Source organism: Dactylosporangium fulvum, assembly GCF_025137375.1.
GTDB lineage: Bacteria > Actinomycetota > Actinomycetes > Mycobacteriales > Micromonosporaceae > Dactylosporangium > Dactylosporangium fulvum.
Map to the genome: position 1 here is coordinate 6,982,170 of NZ_CP073720.1, position 22,819 is coordinate 7,004,988.

The 22,819-nt window shown below is 71.5% G+C and carries 20 protein-coding genes; 8 read left to right on the forward strand and 12 right to left on the reverse strand.

What is annotated here, in order from left to right; genetic code table 11:
• Window positions 1-15 precede the first annotated feature (15 nt).
• From Dfulv_RS32185 to Dfulv_RS32205, 5 genes are all read left to right on the forward strand, one after another.
• A complete protein-coding gene (locus Dfulv_RS32185) occupies window positions 16-750 on the forward strand; it encodes an SDR family NAD(P)-dependent oxidoreductase (protein ID WP_259857563.1) in 735 nt (244 codons plus the stop codon).
• Complete coding sequence (locus Dfulv_RS32190) at window positions 747-1,298, forward strand: (Fe-S)-binding protein (protein ID WP_259857564.1); 552 nt, start codon at window positions 747-749, stop codon at window positions 1,296-1,298. The genes Dfulv_RS32185 and Dfulv_RS32190 overlap by 4 nt, the downstream gene beginning before the upstream one ends.
• Window positions 1,295-2,293, forward strand: coding sequence for a LysR family transcriptional regulator (locus Dfulv_RS32195; RefSeq protein ID WP_259857565.1), 999 nt, complete (start codon window positions 1,295-1,297; stop codon window positions 2,291-2,293). Before Dfulv_RS32190 ends, Dfulv_RS32195 begins: the two co-directional genes overlap by 4 nt.
• A gap of 158 nt (window positions 2,294-2,451) precedes the next feature.
• A complete protein-coding gene (locus Dfulv_RS32200) occupies window positions 2,452-2,823 on the forward strand; it encodes a MerR family transcriptional regulator (protein WP_259857566.1) in 372 nt (123 codons plus the stop codon).
• A gap of 50 nt (window positions 2,824-2,873) precedes the next feature.
• Window positions 2,874-3,920 (forward strand): NADPH:quinone oxidoreductase family protein, encoded by a 1,047-nt coding sequence (locus Dfulv_RS32205; protein ID WP_259857567.1) that lies wholly within the window; start codon window positions 2,874-2,876, stop codon window positions 3,918-3,920.
• Between the two features lie 16 nt (window positions 3,921-3,936).
• Here Dfulv_RS32205 and Dfulv_RS32210 read toward each other — a convergent pair whose 3' ends face one another.
• The 3 genes from Dfulv_RS32210 to Dfulv_RS32220 form a co-directional block, all read right to left on the reverse strand.
• Window positions 3,937-5,136, reverse strand: coding sequence for a histidine decarboxylase (locus tag Dfulv_RS32210; RefSeq protein ID WP_259857568.1), 1,200 nt, complete (start codon window positions 5,134-5,136; stop codon window positions 3,937-3,939).
• Window positions 5,133-5,801, reverse strand: coding sequence for a hypothetical protein (locus Dfulv_RS32215; RefSeq protein ID WP_259857569.1), 669 nt, complete (start codon window positions 5,799-5,801; stop codon window positions 5,133-5,135). The genes Dfulv_RS32210 and Dfulv_RS32215 overlap by 4 nt, the downstream gene beginning before the upstream one ends.
• Before the next feature lie 310 nt (window positions 5,802-6,111).
• On the reverse strand, window positions 6,112-7,572 hold the full coding sequence (locus Dfulv_RS32220) for an APC family permease (RefSeq protein ID WP_259857570.1): 1,461 nt from the start codon (window positions 7,570-7,572) through the stop codon (window positions 6,112-6,114).
• Between the two features lie 545 nt (window positions 7,573-8,117).
• Here Dfulv_RS32220 and Dfulv_RS32225 point away from each other — a divergent pair.
• Entirely contained in the window at window positions 8,118-10,919 is a 2,802-nt protein-coding gene (locus Dfulv_RS32225; RefSeq protein WP_259857571.1) for a helix-turn-helix transcriptional regulator, read from the forward strand.
• A 93-nt stretch (window positions 10,920-11,012) separates the two neighbouring features.
• Complete coding sequence (locus Dfulv_RS32230; RefSeq protein ID WP_259857572.1) at window positions 11,013-11,705, forward strand: alpha/beta fold hydrolase; 693 nt, start codon at window positions 11,013-11,015, stop codon at window positions 11,703-11,705.
• A 164-nt stretch (window positions 11,706-11,869) separates the two neighbouring features.
• On the opposite strand, the gene Dfulv_RS32235 is transcribed toward Dfulv_RS32230, so the two are convergent.
• Window positions 11,870-13,330 carry an MFS transporter gene (locus Dfulv_RS32235; protein WP_259857573.1) on the reverse strand — a complete coding sequence of 487 codons (1,461 nt, stop codon included), beginning with the start codon at window positions 13,328-13,330 and terminating at the stop codon, window positions 11,870-11,872.
• A gap of 136 nt (window positions 13,331-13,466) precedes the next feature.
• Here Dfulv_RS32235 and Dfulv_RS32240 point away from each other — a divergent pair, with 136 nt between their 5' ends.
• Window positions 13,467-14,348: a LysR family transcriptional regulator gene (locus Dfulv_RS32240; RefSeq protein ID WP_259857574.1), complete on the forward strand. Its 882-nt coding sequence runs from the start codon at window positions 13,467-13,469 to the stop codon at window positions 14,346-14,348.
• 65 nt (window positions 14,349-14,413) lie between these two features.
• On the opposite strand, the gene Dfulv_RS32245 is transcribed toward Dfulv_RS32240, so the two are convergent.
• The 8 genes from Dfulv_RS32245 to Dfulv_RS32280 form a co-directional block, all read right to left on the reverse strand.
• On the reverse strand, window positions 14,414-15,244 hold the full coding sequence (locus Dfulv_RS32245; protein ID WP_259857575.1) for a carbon-nitrogen hydrolase family protein: 831 nt from the start codon (window positions 15,242-15,244) through the stop codon (window positions 14,414-14,416).
• Window positions 15,241-15,930 (reverse strand): NADPH-dependent F420 reductase, encoded by a 690-nt coding sequence (gene npdG, locus Dfulv_RS32250; RefSeq protein ID WP_259857576.1) that lies wholly within the window; start codon window positions 15,928-15,930, stop codon window positions 15,241-15,243. The genes Dfulv_RS32245 and npdG overlap by 4 nt, the downstream gene beginning before the upstream one ends.
• A 4-nt stretch (window positions 15,931-15,934) precedes the next feature.
• Complete coding sequence (locus Dfulv_RS32255) at window positions 15,935-16,942, reverse strand: LLM class flavin-dependent oxidoreductase (RefSeq protein WP_259857577.1); 1,008 nt, start codon at window positions 16,940-16,942, stop codon at window positions 15,935-15,937.
• A 29-nt stretch (window positions 16,943-16,971) separates the two neighbouring features.
• Window positions 16,972-18,393 (reverse strand): dihydropyrimidinase, encoded by a 1,422-nt coding sequence (hydA, locus tag Dfulv_RS32260; protein ID WP_259857578.1) that lies wholly within the window; start codon window positions 18,391-18,393, stop codon window positions 16,972-16,974.
• 23 nt (window positions 18,394-18,416) lie between these two features.
• Window positions 18,417-19,772: an aminotransferase class III-fold pyridoxal phosphate-dependent enzyme gene (locus tag Dfulv_RS32265; protein ID WP_259857579.1), complete on the reverse strand. Its 1,356-nt coding sequence runs from the start codon at window positions 19,770-19,772 to the stop codon at window positions 18,417-18,419.
• On the reverse strand, window positions 19,769-20,326 hold the full coding sequence (locus Dfulv_RS32270) for an amino acid synthesis family protein (RefSeq protein WP_259857580.1): 558 nt from the start codon (window positions 20,324-20,326) through the stop codon (window positions 19,769-19,771). Before Dfulv_RS32270 ends, Dfulv_RS32265 begins: the two co-directional genes overlap by 4 nt.
• Window positions 20,327-20,502: 176 nt before the next feature.
• Window positions 20,503-21,336 (reverse strand): nitrilase family protein, encoded by an 834-nt coding sequence (locus tag Dfulv_RS32275; RefSeq protein WP_259857581.1) that lies wholly within the window; start codon window positions 21,334-21,336, stop codon window positions 20,503-20,505.
• The gene (locus Dfulv_RS32280; protein WP_259857582.1) at window positions 21,333-22,817 is read right to left on the reverse strand and encodes an NAD-dependent succinate-semialdehyde dehydrogenase; all 1,485 of its coding nucleotides are present in this window, start codon (window positions 22,815-22,817) and stop codon (window positions 21,333-21,335) included. Before Dfulv_RS32280 ends, Dfulv_RS32275 begins: the two co-directional genes overlap by 4 nt.
• Window positions 22,818-22,819: the final 2 nt, after the last annotated feature.

Sequence of the window (22,819 nt, forward strand, 5' to 3'; positions counted from 1 at the left end):
CGAGCGGTCGCCCTGGTGACCGGGGCCGCCTCCGGCATCGGCCGCGCCACCGCCGTGTCGATGGCCCGCGACGGCTACGAGATCGCCATGGTCGACCTCGACGTCGCCGGCCTCGCCGGGACACGCGCCGAGATCGAGCGCATCGGCGGCAAGGCGCACGAGTTCACGCTGGACCTGTGCGACCCGCTCGCGGTCGGCTCGGTCACCCGGGAGATCGCGGTGACCATCGGCGCCCCGGAGGTGCTGGTGAACGTGGCCGGCATCGGCGTGGCCGCGACCGTGCTGGAAACCAGCGACGAGGACTGGAGCCGTGTCCTGGCGGTGAACCTCACGGGCCCCTTCCTCACGACACGGGCGACGCTGCCGTTGATGCTCGATCGAGGCAGCGGTGTGATCGTCAACATCGCCTCGGTGGGCGGCCTGGTCGGGCTCGCCCGCCGAGCCGCGTACTGCGCTTCCAAGGCCGGCCTGATCGGACTCACCAAGGCGATCGCCGTGGACCACGCCCGGGACGGCATCCGCTGCGTGGCCATCTGTCCCGGTACCGTGGAAACCGAATGGATCGGAAAAATCCTCGCCAACGCCCCGGATCCGGCCGCCGCCCGCGACGCGATGGCGGCCCGGCAGCTCGACGGGCGCATGGGAACGCCGGACGAGATCGCCGCGATGGTTTCGTTCGTCGCCGGTCCGGAGGGCCGGTTCATCAACGGGACGGCTCTCGTCATCGACGGCGGGATGACTGCGGCATGACCGCCGCGGCAGTCGCCGACGGTCCCACGATCGCCGCCGATCTGGGCCGCATCGTCGGGGCGTCGAACGTGGAGATCCGTCCGGCGGCCCTGGTGCCCTACCGGACGGATGCCACGTTCGGCTTCGCCGGCACACCATGGGCCGCCGTCAGCACGCTGCCCGGTGCACGGGTGGTGTCCGACCAGGGCCGCTGCGGCGCGCTGCACGCCCGCATCGGTCTGCAGGACTCCTGCCACCTTCGCAACGGGCTGGGCGTGCGGGACGCGCCCCGCGCAGTGCTCGACATGCTCGGCGACTACGTCGAGATCCCCGGCGCGGGCGACTGCCGCGGCGCCGCCGGCACGTACGCCATCCTCCGCCGACGCGACAGCCAGCGGGTCCTCGCCGCGAAACTGGCCGCGCCGGCCGATCTGGACCTAGACTTCCTGGTCATGGTCAATCCGGGAGGCCAGCGCCAGCTGACGACGGCGGTTCGTCGCGCCGGGCTGCGCACCAAGGTGGTGCACCTGGCCGAGATCGTCGCCTCGGCACAGGATGACCACCGATGAGCGCTCCCGAGGAACCCGACGACCTCGACCCGGTCGCGTTGACCCCACGCGACCCCAGGGACGCCATGTCGCTGCAAACCGCCTGGTTGCGCAGCTTTCTCGCAGTGGCGGACAAAGGTGGCTTCGGCGCCGCCACCCTCGCGCTGCACCTGTCGCAGTCCCGGGTCAGCGCCCACATCGCGGCGCTGGAGCACGCCCTCGGCGTGACACTGTTCGATCGCAAGGCACGGCCGATCTGCACGACCGCGGCCGGGGAACTGTTCCGCGGCCACGCCATGGCGGCCATGCTGGAACTGCAGCGTGGCATCGAAGCGGTTCGCAGCACGCTCGACAACATCGTCGCACACGTGACCATCGGCAGCTACCCCAGCGTCAGCTCGACCTACCTGCCCGCGGTGCTGCGGGAACTGCAGGCCGAACACCCCGGCGTCACCGTCGAACTGCACGAAGGAACCGCCGCGACGCTGGAGGAGATGGTCGCCTGCGGAACCGTCGATCTGGCCTTCCGGCCGCTGCTGCCGAAAATGCGCGAGACCACACTGTGCCATCGCACGATCTGGCACGAGGACATCGTCGTGGTCATGCGCGAGAACGACCCCCTTGCCCAGCAGGCGTCGGTCAGTGTCGAGGATGTCCTGGCCCGGCCGCTGATCGGCAATCCGGCCGGCGCCGAGGAGGACGGCGGCGGATTCGACGTTCGCAACACGCTCGGCGAGGCCGCCGGCCGCGCCAACATCGTCTACCTGACCGACCAGCCGACGACGCTGGTCGCGCTGGTGCGCGCCGCGTTCGGCATCGGCGTCATCAACCGCCTCGCGCTGCAGACCACCAGCACCGAGGGGCTGACCGTCCGCACCATCGACTCACCCACCGCGCATCGCAACGTCGCGCTCTTCTGGATGCGCCGACGGGCGGACAGCGCGGTCGTCAAGGCGTTCCTCGAAGCCCAGGAGCGGGCCCCGCTACCGGCTGGCGTGCTCCCGATCCGACCGTAGTGCAAGCAATCACACCGCTGGGACGTGGTTGCCGAGCAGGAACCTTGTTGTTCGGCCTGGTGCTGCGTGCGAGCCTGCGGGGCTTGCCGCGCTGAACAGCGGACGCGGCTTGTGCAAAGCTTGACGCTCACGTCGGACTGCTATGCCGGTGGTGTTCCATGAAGATCGGTGACCTTTCGCGGAAGACTGGCGCCAGTGTGCGTGCGCTGCGCTACTACGAAGAGGAAGGCCTGATCCGATCGGTGCGTTGCAGCAACGGGTATCGGGACTTCTGCGACGGCGCCGTGGAGCTCGTACAACAGATCCGCGGATTGATCAGCCATGGCCTGCCGACGCGGATCATTCGCGAGATCCTGCCCTACCTCGACAGTCCGTCGAGCCTGCTGCCGCAAGTGCCCTGCACGTACATGCTCGACCAGCTCGCCCGGCAGCGTGAACAGCTCGATCGCCGCATCACGAGCCTGATCCGTGACCGCGACGCTGTCGACGCCTACCTGCTGGCGGCGCGACGGGCAGCCGAGAGCGGCTGAAGATCACAGGCTTGACCCTCACGTGGACGTGAGGGTTCTATCGTCCGAACGTGACTTCACGAGCCGACCTGACGCAACACCCGGACGCCTCGGCAACCGGGGCCGAGGGCATCCCGACCACCATGCGGGTCTTGCGGCAGACGTCCCTCGACGGCCCACAGGACATGCACCTGATCACCGACGCGCCGGTGCCCGCCCCGGGGCAGGGGGAGATCCTGATCCGGGTCACGGCGGCGGGCGTCAACTTCGCTGACGTCATGCAAACCCGCGGCACCTACCAGGGCGGGCCGCGCCCACCGTATGTCGCGGGCTTCGAGGCCGCCGGAGTTGTCGTCGCCCTCGGCGACGCCGTGACCGGACTGAAGGTCGGCACGCGTGTAGCGGGCCTCGGCTACGGCGCCTTCGCCGAATACATGGTGCTGCCGGCCACGGCCGTGGCACCGGTGCCAGCGGGCTGGTCCGACGAGCAGGCCCTCGGACTCGTTCTCAACTGGGCGACCGCGCTCGCCGCGCTGCGACCACTGGGCCGCCTCGCTCCCGATGAAACCGTCCTGATCTACGCCGCCGCGGGCGGGGTGGGCCAGGCCGCGGTGAAGATGGCCAAGCACTACGGGGCAACCGTGATCGCGGCCGCTTCCCCCGGCAAGCTTGACACGGTGCGCGCGCTGGGTGCCGACCATGTCATCGACTACCGGAACACCGACGTCACCGCCGAGGTGCTCCGGCTGACCGACGGCAACGGCGCCGACCTGGTGCTGGAATCCGCCGGCGGGGCCGTCTTCAGCGCCAGTCTGGCCGCTGCCAAGCGGGTCACCGGCCGAGTCGTTGTCTATGGCATGGCCGGCGGGGAGGCCGCCGTCACCAATCGGGACCTCAACTTCACCCATCAGATCCACCTGATCGGGCTGCACATCGGTGTCCTGGCCGACACCGCACCACAGATCTTCACCGGCCTGATGGATGAGCTGGCAACGCTCAGGGCCGCCGGTGTGGTGACCCCCGTCATGCCCACCGTCTACGACCTGGCCGACGGGCCGCAGGCGCTGATGGCACTCGAGTCACGAACCACCATCGGCAAGCTCGCTCTGCGACCTTGACGGGTGGGCTGGAGGTTCAGGATGCCATCGCCCCGGGAAGGGGATCGTTGTCGAGGGCGAGACTGCGGGCGAGGTCGGCGACGAACCGGTCGACGAGCTCGCGGTTCTTGCCCGGCATGCACACGATGTGGGCGTTGCCCTGGTCGTCGGTGGCCAGCGGCCATCGATCGAGCAGCGACTGCGGCGGGCGGGGGAAGACAACGGTGAACGCCAGCGGGCTGGCGCGCCAGGCCGGCCAGCCTAGGTCGTGGAGCTGCTGCTCCGCGTAGGTGGCGAGGGTGCGGGCCGCTTCGGCGCGGGCCCGTAGCCCGGACAGGCCCCAGTAGCGCAGCAGGTACCACAGCCACAGTGGGGCGTGGCCGGACCGGGAGCCGGTGATGGTGCTGTCCGGCGCGGCGGTGTAGCTGATGTCGCCGCGGCCGGTGTGCCGGTCGGCGAGCGCGACGACGACCCCGCACGGGAACGGGGTGGCCAGGAACTTGTGTCCGCTGACCGCGATGCTGTGCGCGCCGTCGGCGAGGGTGAACGCAGGCCGGGTGGCGGGGTCGCAGAGCGCGAGGGGGATGCCGGCCAGTGCCGCGTCGGCGTGGATCCACCGCAGGCCGGGTCCGACGCCGGCCGCGTCGAGGGCAGCGCCGATGCGGGCGACGTCGTCGACGGCCTCGGTCATCGTGGTGCCGACCGAGGCGACCACGATCACGCCGGTGCCGCGCCGGGAGCGCCGCTGCCGGGCAACCGCGGCTTCCAGCAGGTCGTAGCGCAGCTCGCCGCGCCGGTCGGTGGGAATGACCTGCAGCCGCATCCTCAGCAGCTCCGCCGCCTTGGCCACGCTGTAGTGCGCGGCCGCCGAGCAGACCACGGTCGCGGCGGGCAGCTGCCGGCGGGCCTGCCACAGCGCCCACAGGGTGCTCTCGGTGCCGCCGGCACTGACGTAGCCGTGCCGGTTGTCCAGCGGCGCGTCGAACAGGTCCGCCACGAATCCCACGACCTCGTGCTCGAGGTGTTTCGTGTGCAGGCGGTAGGCGCCACCGGCGGCGAACGGGTGCCCGACGTTGTTGAGCAGCAGTCGCTCGAACCGGATCAGCGGGCTCATGTCGGGCAGGTCGGTTGCGCCGGGGAAGCCGACATCAAAGTCGGCGTGCTGGCGCAGGTCGCCGTGCAACTGCTCGAGCCGGCCGAGCACGGTCGGGTCGTTCGGCATGGCCGCCGCGCTCATCGCGTCCGCGATCCGTGGTCGATGATCCGGCCGAGCTCGCTCATCCACCGCCACACGTGGAAGGTCGGATCGTCCTCGGTGGTCTCGGCGAGCGCCGGGTTCCACCGCCACTGCATGCTCGGCGTGCCGTACTGGGCGTTGCCGTCCCGGATCGAGCACTGCACCGTCATCGCGTTGAACTGCTGCTCACCGCCGCGGTCGATGAGCAGCATCGTGCCGTCGATGAGGCGGGCGAAGCAGCGTCCCGGCAGGTCCAGCTCGTCCCGCGCTCCGCGCTGGACGGTGGCCCAGTCGCCGTGCGGGGTGTCGAGCGTGACCACACCGATTCCGGCGAAGATCGCGTAGGGCGACATGTTGTCGACCCGGTTCGCCATGGCGGTTCGCGGGTCGAAGCGGGGATCGGTGTTGTACCCGTCCTGGGCGTGCTGGGCCAGCCCGTACAGCAGGTGGGGCAGCGAGGTGGCCTCGTCGTCGGCCAGGAAGATTCGGGTGGCTGTGCGTAGCTGATCGTACAGCCGGGCAGAAGGTTCGAAGTAGAACAATGCCACCCCGTGCGGTGCGAGTGGGTCCCGGCGCCGGCGCTGCCATGAATGCCGGGCGTGCATCACGGAGAACTTCCGCAGCCGGGCGACGACCGCCCCGCGGAACTCCGACGTGACGTCCACCGCAGGTCTGCTCAACGGTTCCGGGCTTGGTTCCGGGCCTGGTTCCGGGCCGGGCTGCGAGATGGCAGGGACAGCGCGCAGGTGCCGCTGCCCCCCACGCGGATCTGTGTCGGCGCGATGCGCGGCCGGAACCTCGCTGGTGCGCTCGGCCGCCCACCTCGGCGTCGCGTTGGCGTCGCCGGCGTGCTGCGGGCCGGGCCCCGGACCCGGCCCCGGCTGGGAACTCGGGGCTCCCGGGCCGTCTGCCGTTGCCGGCCCAGCGCTGTGCTGTCCCGTCGGAGCCCGGCCGGCCGCCGACGTGGTCCGCGACTCAGACATCAAGGTCCTGCAGCCGCTGGTCCAGCACTCGCAGCGGGTCGGGTCTGCCCCGGCCGATCTCCGGCAGGACCCGCGCCCGTCTGGCCCGCAGGAGCATCCCCCAGATCACGCCGACGACGATCGTGGCGACGACCACGGCAGGGATGATCGCCTGCAGCGGGGAGTCGTCGGCGATCCGCAGCAGCGACGACAGATGCAGCACCATGATGGCCAGCACCCCGGCTCCGGCGATGACCCCCAGCGTCGGCAGCACGGTCGTGATGGCCAGGCTCTCGTTGCTGCCTCCACCGCGACGGAAGTAGCGGATGGCGGCGGCGGAGATGAGCACCAGCATCACCAGAATGCCGACCGCCCCCGCCGCGGAGAACCAGGTGAAGATCACCTTGAGCGGATCCGCGCCGACCAGGGTGAACGCTCCGACCACCAGCAGCGCGGAGACACTCTGCACGATCGACCCGCCGGTCGGTGCGCCCTGCGCCCGGCCGCTGGCCCCGGTCCGGGCCAACCACCCGGGCAGCACCCCTTCCCGAGCCATTGCGAACAGGTACCGGGCGATCGTGTTGTGGAAGCTCAGCATCGCCACCACCACGCTGGTGACCAGCAGCAGGGTCGCCAGCAGGCTCAGACCGTTGCCGTACCACTGGTCCAGCAGCGAGAACGGCAGACCCGCGTCCGGATCGGCGGCGGTCGGGGCGACCTGGTCGGCGCCGACCGCGACCGCGAGCGACCAGGCCGACACGCCGTAGAACAGCGCCATGAACAGCACCGCGGCGAGCGTCGACCTGCTGATGCTGCGGCTGGTCCGCACCTCCTCCGAATACGCCGGCGCGGTGTCGAAGCCGATGAACGCCGCGATACCCAGCGTGAACGCCCCGCCGATCCCGGCCGACCACAGGCCGTCGATGCTGACCGGCGCCGTGCTGATCGCCCCGCCGGCGGGGTGGGTGAATCCCGCGATGTCGAACAGCGCGATCACCGCCAGCTCGACGCACAGCACGGAGCCGACCACAAACGCCGACAGCGACACGTGCAGCAGCCCGCAGACCGCCACCACCAGCCACACCGCCCCGGACCACAGCACCCAGCTGCCACCGACCAAATCGGCGATCGTCACACCGACCAGCCCGTACAGGCTCATCTGGATCGCCGAGTAGAACACCAGCGCAAGCGCCCCGCCGACCATCCCGGTCACCGGCCCGAACCCGTGCGCCAGCAGCGCGTATGCCGGCGCCGCGTGCGGCACGGCCCGTGACATTGCCACGTACCCGACCGCCAGCAGCCCCAGCAACGTCCCCAGGAGGGGAAACGTCAGCGGCGTGGCGACCACGCCGGTGGTGGCGTAGGTGGCGACGATACCGCCGGCCAGCACCGCCATCGGCGAGCTTGCGCCCACCTGGAACAGCCACACCCCGCCGCCGCTCATCCGTCGCCGGGTCAGCCCGTGCGTCGTCACCGCGCGCCACCCGCCGGCGTGCCGGGGCCGGCCTGGGCACACGCCGCGTCCCCGCAGGTCCAGGGTTTGCGGGGCCGGCGAGTGTGCCACCAGCGCTGCACTGACAACTGCACGGACACAGGCCAAGCGGACGAACGCATCGCGGCGTGTACTCCATTTTCTGGCAAGGAGCCGGACGAAACCCTGACGACTGGGAACGAACAAAACGTTCGGCAACGCGTTGGCCTGACGCCAGCGCATCCAGACCGTACAGACGGTCCGGCACATTTCTTACCGACAGTGCGGCATATTTGGATCTTCTGTTCTCGCGCAGCCGAGCTCTCATACCTGTTTGCTATGGAGCGTTTGGTAGCGCTTGAACGATGATGGTCTATGTAATTTCCCGGGAACACCCGCGCCCACCGGCCGGCGCTGCGGGTCGCCACGACCATGGAGCGCGAGCGGGCTTCCCTTCTCCACGCTCGGCGTGGTCCCTAGGATGCAGGGAAGCGGGCCGGGACGGTCACGGAGTCGGCGTTCCGGGGTTCGAGTCCTCGGCGGCCCACGTGCGCGAGGTGCCTGTCGGTGGTGTTGCGGCGGTTGTCGGCGAGACCGACGTGGTCGGTCGTGACGACGACCTCCTGATGCTGCGTTCGTTCGTGGATCGGGCGGGGCGTGCGGGTGGCGCCCAGTTGCTGTCCGGTGAGCCCGGTGTCGGCAAGACGGTGCTGCTGGGGGCGGCGGCCGGGAACGCCACGGCCGCGGGGACGCGGGTTCTGGTGGCTTCGGGCACACAGTTCGAGGCGGCCTACAGCTTCGCGGCCCTACACCAGGCCCTGCACCCGTTGATCGAGGATCTCGCGGGGTTGAGCCCGGCGCACCGGCGGACGCTCGGCGTCGCGTTGGGTGTTCGCCACGGGTCACCACCCGGCCTGCTGATGATCGCCAATGCGACCCTGGCGCTGCTCGACCGGGCGGCGACGACCGGCCCGGTGCTGCTGTCGCTCGATGATCTGCAGTGGCTGGACCGGGCGAGCGCCATGGTGCTCGCGATCGTCGCTCGCCGCCTGCCGGCCCGGGTCGGGCTGCTGGCGGCGTACCGGACGGGAGCGGAGAGCTTCTTCGACCGGTCGGGGCTGCCGGAGCACGAGGTCCGGCCGCTCGACGACCGGGCCGCGACGACGCTGGTCACCCAGCGGTTCCCGGCGTTGGCTCCCCGCGTCCGGCGGCGCCTGCTCGCGGAGGCCCAGGGCAACCCGCTGGCGCTGTTGGAGCTTCCGCTGGCGCTCACCGACCGCCAGCAGTCCGGAATGGGGTCGCTACCCGAGGTACTCCCGCTGAGCCGCCGTCTCCAGGCGGCGTTCGAGTCGCGGGTACGGGGTCTGCCCGAACCGACCCGGCGCCTCCTGCTGCTGGCCGCATTGGACGGCACCGGCCGGCTGGACACGCTCGCCACGGGTGACGGTGGCCTCGCGGCGCTGGCCCCGGCCGAGCGGGCCGGTCTGGTCCACGTCGACGAGCACGCCGGTACTGTGGCGTTCCATCACCCGCTGACCCGGTCGGCGGTGGTCGATCTGTCCACCGTGGACGAGCGCGTGCGTGCGCACGCCGACCTTGCCGGGAGCTTGGCGCACCGCCCGGAACGGCGCGCCTGGCACCTGGCCCAGGCGACCGTCGGCACCGACGAAGGGGTGGCCCGCCTGCTCGAGGACACCGCTCACACGACCCGCAGCCGCGGTGACGCCGCCGGGGCGGTCACCGCCCTGCTGCGTGCCGCCGACCTCAGCCCGGTGGGCGCCGACCGCAGCCGCCGACTCGCCGAAGCGGCGTACCTCGGCGCGGTCGTGACCGGCGACCTGCGCGACGTCCCCCGCCTGCTCGCCGATGCCCGCGAGGGCGACGGCGACCACGACCGGCCGCTCGTGTCCGCGGTCGCCGCCGCGCATCACCTGCTGCTCAGCGGTGAAGGCGACATCGACACCGCCCACCGGCTGCTGGTCGGCGCCATCGAGATGCAGCCGACGCCGCACGACGGCGGCAACACCACGCTGGTCGAGGCGTTCTACACCCTCGGCTGGGTGTGCTACTTCGGCGGACGGGCCGAGCTGTGGAAGCCGTTCCACGCCGCGTTCGCCCAGTTCACCTCTCCGGTACCCGAACTGCTCGCACTGCTGGCCGGGACGTTCGCCGACCCGGCACGTGCCGCGCCGGCGTTGCTCGACCGCATCGACCAGGCGATCGCCGGCCTGGCCGACCGGGCCGACCCGGTGTGGAGCGTCAGGGTCGGCCTGTCCGCGATGTTCGTCGACCGGCTCACGTTCTGCCGTACCGCGCTGTCCGGCATCCTGGGCGACGACCGCGGCGCGGCCGTCACCCTGTCCCTGCATGCCCGTTCCCTGCTCGGCCTGGACCAGATGATGACCGGTGAGTGGGACGAGATGCGACCGCTCGCCGAGGAACACGTCGCACTGTGCCGTACCCACAACTACCGGTTGCTGGAATGCATCGGCCTGTACCTGCTGGCGATGCTGGCCGCCGCGCGCGGCGAGCACGACACCGTCAAGCGGCTGACCGACCGGATGACGATGTGGGCAACCCCGCGCCGCGCCGGCCTCGTCTCGCGTATCGCCGCCCAGGCGATGCTGACGGATGCGCTCGGCCGCGGGGACTTCGAGGAGGCGTACCGGCACGCCACGGTGATCACCCCTGTCGGTGAGCTGGCCGACAGCGTGCCGCACGCGCTATGGGTGATCATGGACGCGGTGGAGGCGGCGGTGCGTACCGGACGATTCACCGAGGCGGCAGCGCACGTCGCCGCGGCCCGCACCTCCGGCGTGGCCGGGATGTCCGCGCGGCTGGCCATGACCGTCGAAGGGGCCGCCGCCCTGGTCGCGACCGACGTGGAGGCGCCGGCCCGGTTCGCCGCGGCGCTCGCCGTCGCGGGCGGCGAGCGCTGGCCCTTCGATCGCGCCCGGATCGCGCTCGCCTACGGCGAACGGCTGCGGCGCGGCAAGGCCACGGCGGAGGCCCGCCGGTACCTGACCGCCGCCCTGGACACCTTCCAGCGGCTGGACGCCCGCCCGTGGGCGGCACGCGCGGCGGCCGAGCTGCGCGCGACCGGCCAGACCGTGGGTCACCTGGCCTCGGCCGGTCCGGGCGCGCTGACGCCGCAGCAACGCGAGATCGCTGAGCTCGCGGCTGCCGGTCTGACCAACAAACAGATCGGCGAACGGCTCTTCCTGTCACCCAGGACCGTCGGTACCCACCTGTACCAGACCTTCCCGAAACTGGGGATCACCTCACGCGCGGCCCTCCGGGATGCGCTGGCGGACACCGGCGCCACCGATCCGCCGACGCCGAGCGGTTGACGCGCACCAGTCATTTGACGCAATCGACCGGGGCCGCCGGCCGCCTACCGTCACTCGCGTCGCACCGATCCAGCACATGAGGAGTGATAGTTCGTGAGCTCTCCAGCAGTGTCCAACGTCGTGCTCGTCCACGGCGGCTTCGTCGACGGGTCCGGCTGGCAGCCGGTGTACGACCGGCTCACGCGGGACGGATACCGCGTCAGCGTCGTGCAGAACCCCACCTTGTCGCTCGACGGCGACGTCGAGGCGACCCGGCTCGTCCTCGACCGCCAGGACGGTCCCGCGATCCTGGTCGGCCACTCGTACGGCGGCGCCGTGATCAGCGAGGCCGGCAACCACCCGCGGGTGGCCGCGTTGGTGTACATCGCCGCCTTCGCACCCGACAAGGGTGAGTCGGTGAACACCCTCATCGCCGACCCGCCCCCGGGCGCACCGGTCCCACCGATCCTGCCGCCCGTCGACGGCTTCCTCTTCCTCGACCGGGAGAAGTTCTCCGCCTCGTTCGCCGGTGACCTTCCGGCCGCCCAGGCCGCGTTCCTCGCCGATTCCCAGGTGCCGTGGGGCGTGGGCGCGTTGGGTGGCACCGTCAACGAGCCGGCGTGGCGTTCCAAGCCGAGCTGGTACCTGGTCGCCACCGACGACCGAATGATCCCGCCGCCGGCCCAGCGGGCGATGTCCGAGCGCACCGGCTCGACTGTCGTCGAGGTCGCCGGCAGCCACGCCATCTACATCTCGCAACCCGACGCGGTCGCCGACCTGATCAAGCGTGCGGCAGCCGGCAGCTGAGTCGGCAGGTATGTGCCGGCCGCCGTCGCCGGCGGCCGGCACATGCTCGCTCGTGGTGACGCAGGCGCCTTCCGTCCCATGCCGCCCGGCCGCGCACGCCGGCCGCGGCGTACGCGGCGTACGCGGCGCCGGGTCGCCCGGCGCGCCACTGCCGGTCCGCAGGCCTACCTCGCCCGGCCGACCAGCGCGAACGTGCCCGCCGCGAAGGCGCACACCGCCGAGGAGACGAGCAGCGAGGCGCCCGCGCCGCTCGCGACCGTCGCGCCCATCGCGGCCACCCCCACCGTGGCCCCGGTCTGGCGTACCGCGTTGAGCATGCCGCCCGCCGCACCGGTCGCCCCCGCCGGAGCCGCGCTCACCATGGCCACGGTCAGCGCCGGCAGCGCGAACGACACGCCGGAACCGGTCAGCAGCAGGCCCAGCGCCAACCACGGATAGCTCGCGTCGGCGGCCAGCACGACGGCCATGACCACCCCGCCCGCGGCCAGCAGCGCCAGCCCACCGACGATCGGCCGATACGGCCCGACGCGCGCCACGATCCGCCCGGTCAGCGGCGGATTGACGGCGAACGGCACCGTCAGCGGAAGGAATGCCAAGCCCGTGTGCAGCGGGTCCAGGTGCTGCTGCAGCAGTAGCGGCAGTACGAACAGGGCGCCCGACAAGGCGAAGTTCACCGCCGCGCCGGCGAGCAGGACCGCGCGTACCCGGCCGACCCTGATCAGTTGCCGGTGCAGCACCGGGGCGTCGCTGCGCCGCTCCAGCCGGACGAACACGCCGAGCGACAGGACCGTCGCCACCGCGGCGATCACGGTGTGCGGCCAGTTGCGCGCACCGGCGGCGATCAGGGTGTCGGTCGCCAGGGCCAGCACGGCGGCGGCGGCCACCTGAGCCGGCCAGTCGATCCGCCGCGGCGCACCACCTCCGGCATCGGCCGGCGGCACAGCGGGCCGGACACCGACGGACGTCGTGCCTGCAACGGCACCGCCCGGCCGCGCGCCGGTTCCGGCATCGCTCGAAAGCGCGGCGGCACGGTCCAAGGTCAGGCCGAGGACGAGCAGCCCGATCGGCACGTTGATCAGGAACACGGCACGCCAGCCGGCCACGCCGACCAGGGCGCCGCCGGCGATCGGGCCCGCGGCGACCGCCGCGCCGCTCGTGGCGGCCCAGGCCGCGATCGCACGCGCCCGGGCGGCCGGCTCCGGGTACAGGCGGGCGATCAGCGCCATCGACGCCGGCACGCACGCGGCGGCCGCCACGCCCATCACCGCGCGCAGGACCACCAGCACCCACAGCGCCGGCGCCAGTGCGGTCAGCAGCGACGCGGCTGCGAACACCGCCGTTCCGGCGCGGAACAGCCGCGACGCGCCGTAGCGGTCGGTGGCGGCCCCCGCCGACAGCAGCAGGGCCGCGAACGTGACCGTGTACCCCGTGGTCGCCCACTGCAGGCCGGCCATCGAGGTACCCAGCGACTCGGCCAGGTCGGGCTCGGCGACCGAGAGGACGGTCATGTCGAGCAGCACCATGAAGTACCCGAGCGCAAGACCCATCAGGATCCGGCGCCGGCGCCGGCGGTCGGGCACCGGCGGACCGGACACGGCGTGCCCGGCCGATTGCAGAACGCTCATGATCGAGAACAACCCCATCAAGGTCGGTGGTGACGTGACGGGGACTACGGTGCGTCCGGACGTGGTAACGGCTCCACCGGCCGTACCGCACGCCGCGTTCGGAATTTCCGAACGCTCCGCGGACTTGATACCCGGCATGGAACTGCGTCAGCTCCGGACCTTCGAAGCGGTCATTCGGCACCGAACGGTGACCGACGCGGCGATCGCCCTCGACCTCGCGCCGTCGTCGGTCTCGCAGCAGATCCGGACCCTCGAGGACACCCTCGGTGTGGCCCTGTTCAGCCGCGGCCCGCGCGGGATGGAGCCCACCGCGGCGGGCAAGCGCCTGCAGGGCTGGGCCGCGACCCTGCTGCGGCAGGCCGAAGAGGCTATCCGCGACGTGCGCGACGTCCGGCGGCCGCTACGCCTCGGCGCGCTGGAGACCCTCGCCGGCGTGTACGTGCCGCGGGTCCTGGCCCGCTTCGCGCAGCGCCGCCCCGACATCGATGTCGAGGTCCACGCCGACCGAGCGCGGGACGGCCTGCTCAACGGCGTGCTGCAAGGCCAGCTCGACGCGGCGCTGCTGCTCGACTCCGGCACCGAGATCGGCGGCCTCGGCTTCGCCCCGCCGGCGGGACCGCTCACGTACGTCGACCTGGAGCCCGTCCCGCTCGCCCTGGTCGCCGCGCCCACCCATCCGCTCGCCGAGCGTGACGACCTGGCCGCCGCCGACCTCACCGGCGAGCGGCTGCTCGTCAACGTGCCCGAATGCTCGTTCTGGCTGGCCGGCGACCGGCTGTTCGGCGTCGGTCCGAAGCGGGTCCGGGCCGGCGGCGTGCCGGTGATGCGCGCCTGGGCCGAACACGGTCTGGGCATCTCACTGCTGCCCGACTTCGCGGTGACCGACAGTGTCCGCGCCGGCACGCTGGTCCGGCTCCGCCTGCCCGTGCCCGACCTGAGCCTCCGCCTCGTGTGGCGCGAGGACCAGGAACAGGCGCCCGGAATGCGCGAGATGCTGTACGCCGCCGCCCGCCCGTGATTCGGACTGCCGCAGCCCTGAACAGCGTTCACGGCGCGGCGCCGCGCCGTGAACGTGATGAGGGGTTACGCGGTCGGGCCCATCTTCGTCAGCCGGCCGTAGAGCTCGGGCCGCCGGTCACGCAGGAACGGGCGCCGGCGCCGGGACAGTTCGACCAGGCTCAGGTCCGCCTCGGCCACCGCCACGCCGTCGCCGCCGTCGGCGGCCTCGGCGAGCACATCGCCGTCCGGGCCGTAGACGGCGCTGAGCCCGAAGTAGTCCTTGACGCCCTCCTTACCGACCCGGTTGGAGCAGATCACGAACATGCCGTTGAACACCGCGTGGGCGCGCAGCTCGAGCTGGAACACCTCGCGCATGGGCGCGCTGGCCGAGGCCACCGGCACGCAGAGCACAGACCCGCCGCGCAGGGCCACGATCCGGCTGAGCTCGGGGAAGTGCCGCTCGTAGCAGATGATCGTGCCGACGCCGGTCTCCCCGGTGTCGACGACCTCGGGTTCCGAGCCGCCCGGCTGGAAGTAGAACTTCTCCGGGAACCCGTTCGAGAACGGCAGATGCGACTTGCGGTACACCGACCTGAGCTCACCCGCGACGAACGTGCAGGCCGTGTTGTAGTACACCCCCGGCACGTCGGCCGCCTCGAAGATCGACGAGACGATCGTCATGCCGTGCTGCCGCGACCGTTCGGCGGCCATCCGGTTCGAGGGGCCGTCGAGGCGTTCGGCCAGCTCGAAGTACTCCAGGTCCGGCTCCGGCTGGACGAACGGCACCGCGAAGAGCTCCGGCAGCAGGAGGATCCGGGCGCCCTGGCCGGCGGCGTCGTCGATGAGGTCGGCGGCGCGCCCGATCGTCTCGGTGCGGTCGCCGGAGGCCTGTAGTTGCAGCGCTGCGAGTTTCACGCGAGGACCCTCCCCTGAGAAGCCTGGGTCAGTCCGGTGATGGCCACCCCTGACCGGGTCTTGTACCGCTTGTTCACCGAGATGAGCACCGCGGTGAGCGGCTCCAGCTGGCGGGCCAGGCGGAGCCGGCCCGCGTCGACCGCCCGGCCGCCGGTCACGTCGGCGGCCAGCCCCATGACGAGTTCCTTGGCCGCGCGGTCGTCGCCGCACACCAGGACGTCCTCGTGGCTCAGGTCCGCCTCCGGGTCGAGCAGGAGCGGAGCGGAGAGGTGGTGGAACGCGCCGACCAACGTGGCGTCGCCGGCGATCGCGGCGGCCTCCTCGGCGGCGCTGCCCGCGGGCACGTCAAGGCCGAACGGGCCCAGCTTGTCGAACCCCAGCGGGTTGACGCAGCTGATGACGACCTTGCCAGCCAGTGCGCCGGCCAGGCTGGTGACCAGCTCGGTGTGCCCGTCGTACGGCACGGCGAGCAGCACGACGGGCGCGGAGGCGGCCGCGTCGAGGTTCGAGGCGCCGCTGATCTCGGCGCCATCGAGCTGCTGGCGCAGTTCCGCGGCGGCGGCCTCGGCGCGTGCGGCGTCGCGGGAGCCGAGCACGATGGCGTGTCCGGCGTGGGCCAGGCGGTAGGCGAGGCCGCGCCCCTGCGGACCGGTCCCGCCGATGACCGCGATCCTTGTCAGGCTCATCGGGTCAGGCCTTCGCGGCCTGGGCGAGCCGGGTGAGCGTCTGCTCCTTGTCGCCCAGGGTCGAGATGATCGGGCTGCGGACGCCGGCCTCGTGGTACGACATCAGCTTCTGGAACGCGTCGTCCGTGGAGCCGCAGGCGGTGACGTTCTGCACCAGGCTGTTGGGGACGAGCTGCATCGCCCGCTTGATGTCCTCCGGGGTGGCCGGCCAGCCGGCGATCTGCTGGAGCTGGTCGACCAGCTCGCGCTCGACGCCGCAGTGCTCGGCGATGTGCGGCTGCTGGCACAGGTACAGCGTGAGGAACGCCTTGCAGGCGTCGATGGCCTCCTGCGGGTCGTCGTCGTTGACGCTGCAGGCCACGATCTGGGTGAGGTCGATCTCCTGCTTGCCGTCGGTGCGCTTGGCGATGCCGCGGTTGATGGCCTCGCGGGCGCCGACGAGGTACGACGGCGGCAGGAGGAAGTCCATGTGCACGCCGTCCGTGATCTCACCGGCCAGCTCCAGCATCTTGGGGCCGACCGCGCCGACGTAGATGGGCACGTCGACGGGCTTGTTCTCGCGGTACATGCTGTCGAACCGCACGCCCCGCATCTGCACGAACTCGCCCTCGAACTCGACGAGCTCGTTGCGGAAGAAGGACTGCAGCACGGTGATGTACTCGCGCATCGACGCGATCGGCTTGGTCAGCGGCTGGCCGACCTTCGTCGCCAGCGGCTCCCACCAGGCGCCGATGCCCAGGATCGCCCGGCCGGGCGCGACCTCGTCCAGCGTCTTGAACGTGACCGCCATCAGCGCGGCGTTGCGGCTCTTGTTGTTGACGACGCCGGTGCCGATCTTCAGGTTGCGGGTCCTGCTCGCGATGATCGCCGCCGGCACGATGCCGTCGCGGGCGAGCCGCCCCTCGGCGACCCAGACGGACTCGAACCCGTTCTGGTCGGCGAACTCGGCCTGCCAGTAGGTCTGCTCGAGGCTGAGCCGCTCGCCGACATGGATGCCCAGAGGAAGGTTCATCGTATTTGACAGCTCCGTTCGGTCTTGGTTCAGAAGAGGTACGGCTTGCCGCGGTCGGCGAAGGAGCCCCGGCCCGCCGCGCCGTCGAAGGAACCCGACGCGTCGACCAGGTGGTCGCCCCGCGAGAGGACATGGACCGGCTTACCGGTCACCCGCAGCCCTTCGTACAGGTTGTAGTCGGTCCGCATGTGGGTGCCCGCGGTCGTGATGACGTGATCGGCCTGCGGGTCCCACACCACCAGGTCGGCGTCGGCCCCGACCGCGACGATCCCCTTGCGGGGGAAGAGGCCGAAGAGCTTGGCCGGCCGGGTGGACACCAGGTCCACGAACCGGCACGGGTCGATCCGCCCGCTCGCCACCCCGCCCTCCCACAGCACCATGAGCCGGTCCTCGATGCCGGGCACGCCGTTGGGGACCTTGGGGAAGTAGCCGGGGCTGCGCAGCTTCTGCGGCGGAAGGTCGTCGGGCTGGTGCATGCAGAAGCCCGCGTGGTCGGTCGCCACCGTCGCCATCGCGCCGGTAGCGAGCGTCTTCCACAGGCCTTCCTGGTTGCTGCGCTCCCGGATCGGCGGGGAGCACAGGTACGCGGCGGCCTTCTCGCCGAGGCCGGCGTAGTCCTCGTAGGCGATCTGCAGGTACTGCGGGCAGGTCTCCCCCCAGACCCTGTGGCCGTCGGCACGCGCCCGGCTGATCTCCTCGGCCGCGGCGGCGCTGGAGACGTGCACGACGTAGAGCGGCGCGCCGACGGAGTCGGCGAGGACGATCGCCCGGTGCACGGCCTCGGCCTCGGAGTCGTGGCCGTGCGCCGTGGCGTGGAAGTGCTCGGCCGTCTTCCCGCTGTCGACCAGCCGTTGCGTCTCGCGGGCCACCATGTGCCCGTTCTCGGCGTGCACCATCGGCAGCACACCGAGCTCGAGCGCGAGCTCGAACCCCTCGAGCAGCTCGCCGTCGTCGACCATCTGGGTGCCCGGGTACGCCATGAAGAACTTCCAGCTGGCCGCCCCTTCGCCGGCGGCGAGCCGGCGAAGGTCGTCGAGCACGTCGGGCTGCTGGTCGCGGGGCGGGACGATGGCGTGGAGGCCGAAGTCGACGACGGACCGTTCCGCCGCCGCGTCGCGCCGGCGGAGGTACGTGTCGTACAGCGACCGGCCGGGCTCCTTCTTCACGAAGTCGAGGATCGTCGTCGTACCGCCGTGGGCGGCGGCGACGGTCCCGGTGTAGAAGTCGTCGGCCGTCCTGGTGGTGAACCCGTCGATCGGGTACTCCAGGTGGGTGTGCGCGTCGATCCCGCCCGGGATGACCAGCTTCCCGGTCGCGTCGATGACGTGGTCGGCGGTCCAGTCCGAACCGATGCCGAGCGCGACGATCCGCCCGTCACGCACCAGGACGTCGGCACGGATCGCCGAGTCCGCGTTGACGACCGTGCCATTGCTGATCAGCGTCGATCCCATTTCGGTTTCCCCTCGTGGTGGGCTCAGCCCTGGTAGTGGTCGTCGGCGAGCGACAGCACCTCGTCGAGCACGCCGAGCGCCAGGTCGATCTCTCCGGCGTTGATGACCAGCGGCGGCGTGAGCCGCAGGACGTTGAAGTTGGCGGTGAGGTAGACGCCCCGCTCCATCGCCGCCTTGAGCAGGCGGCTCACCGGCGCCGCCGCCGCCCCCTTGGCGTTGAACGGCACGAGCGGCTCCCGGGTGGCGCGGTTCTTCACCAGCTCGACGCCGTAGAAGAGGCCGCGGCCGCGGATGTCGCCGATGCTCGGGTGCCGCTCGGCCAGCTTGGCCAGGCCGGCGCCGAGCCGTTCGCCCATGGCGCGCGAGTTCTGGACGACGCCCTCGTCCTCCATGATCCGCAGTGAGGCCACGCCGGACGCACACGCGAGGGGATGACCGGCGTAGGTCATACCGCCCCAGAACATGTTGTCCTTGAGCCACTCGGAGATCCGCGCGGAGACCGTCATGGCGCCGAGCGGGACGTAGCCGGAGTTCAGGCCCTTGGCGGTGATGAGGATGTCGGGCACGACGTCCCAGTGGTTGCAGGCGAACCACTCACCGGTGCGGCCGAAGCCCGCCATCACCTCGTCGAAGATCAGCAGGATGCCGTGGCGGTCGCAGACCTCGCGCAGTGACCGCAGGTATCCGTCCGGCGGATAGAGCAGGCCGTTGGTGCCGGTGACCGGTTCGACGATCACGGCGGCGACGGTCTCGGGGTTCTCGTACTGCAGGATCTCCTCGAGGTGCGGGCCACCCGAGCAGACGGGGCAGGGGTCCGGGTGCCCGGCCGGGCAGCGGTAGGTGTAGGGGTCCAGCATGCGCACCACGCCGCTGATGCCCGGCTCCGCAGCCCACCGGCGCGGGTCGCCGGTGAGCGACATCGCGCCCGCGGTGGCGCCGTGATACGAGCGGTAGCGGGCGACGATCTTGTGCCGGCCGGTCACGTGGCGGGCCAGCCGGACGGCGTTCTCGTTGGCCGCCGCGCCACCGGTGGTGAAGAAGCTCATCTTCAGGTCACCGGGGGTCAGCCCCGCGATCATCTCGGCCAGCTCGGCGCGCGAGCGCTCCGCGAACCCCGGCCCGATGTAGCACAGCTCCTCGGCCTGGGCGCGGATCGCCTCGACGAGGCGGGGGTGCTGGTGGCCCAGGTTCAGGTTGACGAGCTGGGACTGGAAGTCGAGGTACTTGCGGCCGTCGTAGTCCCAGAACCACGAGCCTGATCCGCCGGCCACGGGGATGGGGTCCAGTGCGCCCTGCACCGACCAGGAGTGGATCACGTACTCCTTGTCGACGGCCTTGACGCGCTGGGCGGTCCAGGCCTGAGTCTCGGTGATCGTCATGACTTGACCTCGGCGCCGAAGGTGGCGAGCCGGGCAAGCGGGCGTCCGGCGTTGGCCGCCGCGCAGATCACGAAGATCTCGCGAGGCCGCGGCACGTCGGCGACCTGGAGCGTCACCGTCTGGTGATGGGAGCGCGTCTTGGCGTCCAGCTTGTGCTTGAGCGGGATGTCGATGGGGCTTCCGGTCAGCCCGACCTTCTCGGCCGCCGGCAGCAGCTCCGTGCCCCCGGCCGCCGTGCGGAAGACGTTGCCGAAGCGCAGGTTGTGGATGAGCGCCGAGCCGTGCTCGAGCTCCCCGTCGATGCCGACGAGGGCCGCCTTGCCGAACGCCTCGACCTCGTCGCCCAGGAGCTCGACGCAGGCAGGCCCGATGAGGCTGCCGATCTCCTCACCCAGCTCGTCGGCCAGCGTGACCAGATCCTGCACGTAGGCGCTGGGGTAGGGGTTCTCGATGACGACCCCGACGAACGCGACGCGGTGGCGGGGTTGCACGTCCTGACCGTTCTCCAGCCAGGTCTCCTCGAGGTGGCGAACGATCTTCCGGACCCTGATCACGATCACTCCTCCTGATGGTTCACTGATTGAACCGTTGGTTCAAATACTGTCGATGCTGGGAAGGGCTGTCAATAGTCCTGGGGTTTGGATAGTGCCGAGGCGGTCTGACCGCAGGAGCGCAGCCGACACCGGCGGCCGGGGTCCGGAGAGGACCGGCGGCCGCTACCGTGCCGGGCTCAGGTCAGCTGCGAGTACAGGTCCGGCCGCCGGTCTGCGAGGGGCTGGTTGAACGGGTTGTCCCGGCGCTCCCGGCGGGTGCCGATGAGGTCGACCTCGGCCGTCACCAACTCTTCGCGGTTCCGGCTCGCGGGGCCGGCCAGCGGCCAGCCGTCGGGGCCGACGAGCACCGACCTGCCGACGAACTCCTGCCCGCGCTCGACGCCGATCCGGTTGATCCCGGCGACGTAACACTGATTGCTGTGCGCGCCGGTCATGCACATCAGGTGGGCCATCGCAGGCCCGTCGTCGGGCTGCCCCGGCACCGGCACCCAGTTCGACGGCAGTACGACGAGATCGGCGCCCTGCAGGGCCGCGCTGCGGAACGTCTCCGGGAACCAGGCGTCGTAGCAGATGCCCACCCCGATGCGACCCAGTGGTGTGTCGAAGACCGGGAAGCCGGTCGTGTTGCGGTCGTAGATTCGTTTCTCGTCGTTCCACAGGTGCGCCTTGCGGAAGGTGCCCAGGTGACCGCCGGGCCCGAGGAAAACGGCGGAGTTGTAGACCCGGTCCCCGTCCCGCTCGGTCACGCCGCCGACGATCCAGACCTCCAGTTCCGCCGCGAGAGCCGCCCAGCCGGTGCTCGTGGGGCCGTCCGGCACCGGCTCCGCATACTGCGCCGCCTCCGCCCGGTCCGTGAACACGTAGCCCGCCGACGCCGCCTCGGGCAGCACCACCAGCTTCGCCCCGCGGGCGGCCGCCTCGCGGATCCAGAACGACGAGGCCGCGAGGTTCGCCCGGGCGTCGCCGAAGGCCGGCCGCATCTGGACGCCGGCCAGCAGGAATCCGGTCACCAGGACGCCCGGACAGCCGTGTACTTGATGTTCAGGTACTCGTCGATGCCGACCCGCCCGCCCTCACGGCCGAGACCCGACTGCTTCACCCCGCCGAACGGTGCGGCCGGGTTGGAGATGATGCCCTGGTTGAGACCGACCATGCCGCTCTCGAGGCGCTCGCTGACCCGCAGGCCGCGCGCGAGGTTCTCGGTGAAGACGTAGGACGCGAGGCCGTACTCCGAGGCGTTGGCCATGCGGACCGCCTCGTCCTCCTCGTCGAACGCCACGACCGGGGCCACCGGGCCGAAGATCTCTTCCCGGATCGTCCGGGCCCCGCCGGGCACACCGGAAAGGACGGTCGGCGCGAAGAAGTAGCCGTCGCCGGCGATCGCCTCTCCCCCGGTGACGACCTTGGCGCCGGCCGCCGTCGCGTCGGCGACCAGTTCCCCGACCGACTTCACGGCGTTGCCGTCGATGAGCGGGCCCACCTCGGTCTCGGGGTCGAGCCCGTGGCCGACGCGGAGGCCGCCCAGCCGCTCGGCCAGGCCGCTGACGAAGCGGTCCGCCACGGAGCGCTGGACGTAGAACCGGTTGGCGGCGGTGCAGGCCTCGCCGACGTTGCGCATCTTCGCCTGTACCGCACCCTCGATCGCCAGGTCGAGGTCGGCGTCGTCGAAGACGAGGAACGGCGCGTTGCCGCCCAGCTCCATGGACGTGCGCAGCACCCGGTTGGCGGCCTGGCCCAGCAGGGTCCGGCCCACCTCGGTCGAGCCGGTGAACGACACCTTCCGCAGCCGCGCGTCGTCGAGCAGCGCCGAGCTGGCCTCCCCCGACCGCGCCGTGGTGAACAGGTTGACCACGCCGCGCGGGACGCCGGCCTCCTCGAGGATCGCGACCAGCGCCAGCATCGACAGCGGGGTCTGCTTGGCCGGCTTGACCACGACCGTGCAGCCGGCCGCCAGCGCGGGACCGATCTTGCGGGTGCCCATCGCCATCGGGAAGTTCCACGGCGTGATGAGCAGGCACGGGCCGACGGGCTGCCGCATGACGACCACCCGTGAGCCGCCGCCCGGGGCGGCGAGGTAACCGCCGTCGATGCGGACGGCCTCCTCGGCGAACCAGCGGAAGAACTCCGCCGCGTAGCTGACCTCCGCCTGCGACTCCGCGAAGGCCTTGCCCATCTCCAGGGTCATCAGGCCGGCCAGGTCGTCGCGCCGCGCGATCATCAGCTCGAACGCCCGCCGCAGCACCTCCCCGCGTTCCCGCGGCGGCGTGGCGGCCCAGGCCTCCTGGGCCCGGTCGGCGGCGGCCAGGGCGTCGAGGGCGTCGACGACGGAAGCGTCGGCGACCTCCGCGATCGCCGAGCCGGTCGCCGGGTCCTCCACCGTCAGCACCTTGCCGCCGCGGGCCGGCCGCCACTCTCCGTCGATGTACAGGCCCTTCGGCACCCGGCCGGCCACCGCCGTCGCCGCGGCCAGCGCCTCGTCAAATGCGGCCATTG

Coding starts and splice junctions, on each gene's coding strand:
- Dfulv_RS32190 (WP_259857564.1), top strand. CDS start 747: ATGACCGCCGCGGCAGTCGCCGACGGTCCCACGATCGCCGCCGATCTG.
- Dfulv_RS32195 (WP_259857565.1), top strand. CDS start 1,295: ATGAGCGCTCCCGAGGAACCCGACGACCTCGACCCGGTCGCGTTGACC.
- Dfulv_RS32200 (WP_259857566.1), top strand. CDS start 2,452: ATGAAGATCGGTGACCTTTCGCGGAAGACTGGCGCCAGTGTGCGTGCG.
- Dfulv_RS32210 (WP_259857568.1), bottom strand. CDS start 5,136: ATGAGCGCGGCGGCCATGCCGAACGACCCGACCGTGCTCGGCCGGCTC.
- Dfulv_RS32235 (WP_259857573.1), bottom strand. CDS start 13,330: ATGAGCGTTCTGCAATCGGCCGGGCACGCCGTGTCCGGTCCGCCGGTG.
- Dfulv_RS32240 (WP_259857574.1), top strand. CDS start 13,467: ATGGAACTGCGTCAGCTCCGGACCTTCGAAGCGGTCATTCGGCACCGA.
- npdG (WP_259857576.1), bottom strand. CDS start 15,930: ATGAGCCTGACAAGGATCGCGGTCATCGGCGGGACCGGTCCGCAGGGG.
- Dfulv_RS32255 (WP_259857577.1), bottom strand. CDS start 16,942: ATGAACCTTCCTCTGGGCATCCATGTCGGCGAGCGGCTCAGCCTCGAG.
- hydA (WP_259857578.1), bottom strand. CDS start 18,393: ATGGGATCGACGCTGATCAGCAATGGCACGGTCGTCAACGCGGACTCG.
- Dfulv_RS32265 (WP_259857579.1), bottom strand. CDS start 19,772: ATGACGATCACCGAGACTCAGGCCTGGACCGCCCAGCGCGTCAAGGCC.
- Dfulv_RS32280 (WP_259857582.1), bottom strand. CDS start 22,817: ATGGCCGCATTTGACGAGGCGCTGGCCGCGGCGACGGCGGTGGCCGGC.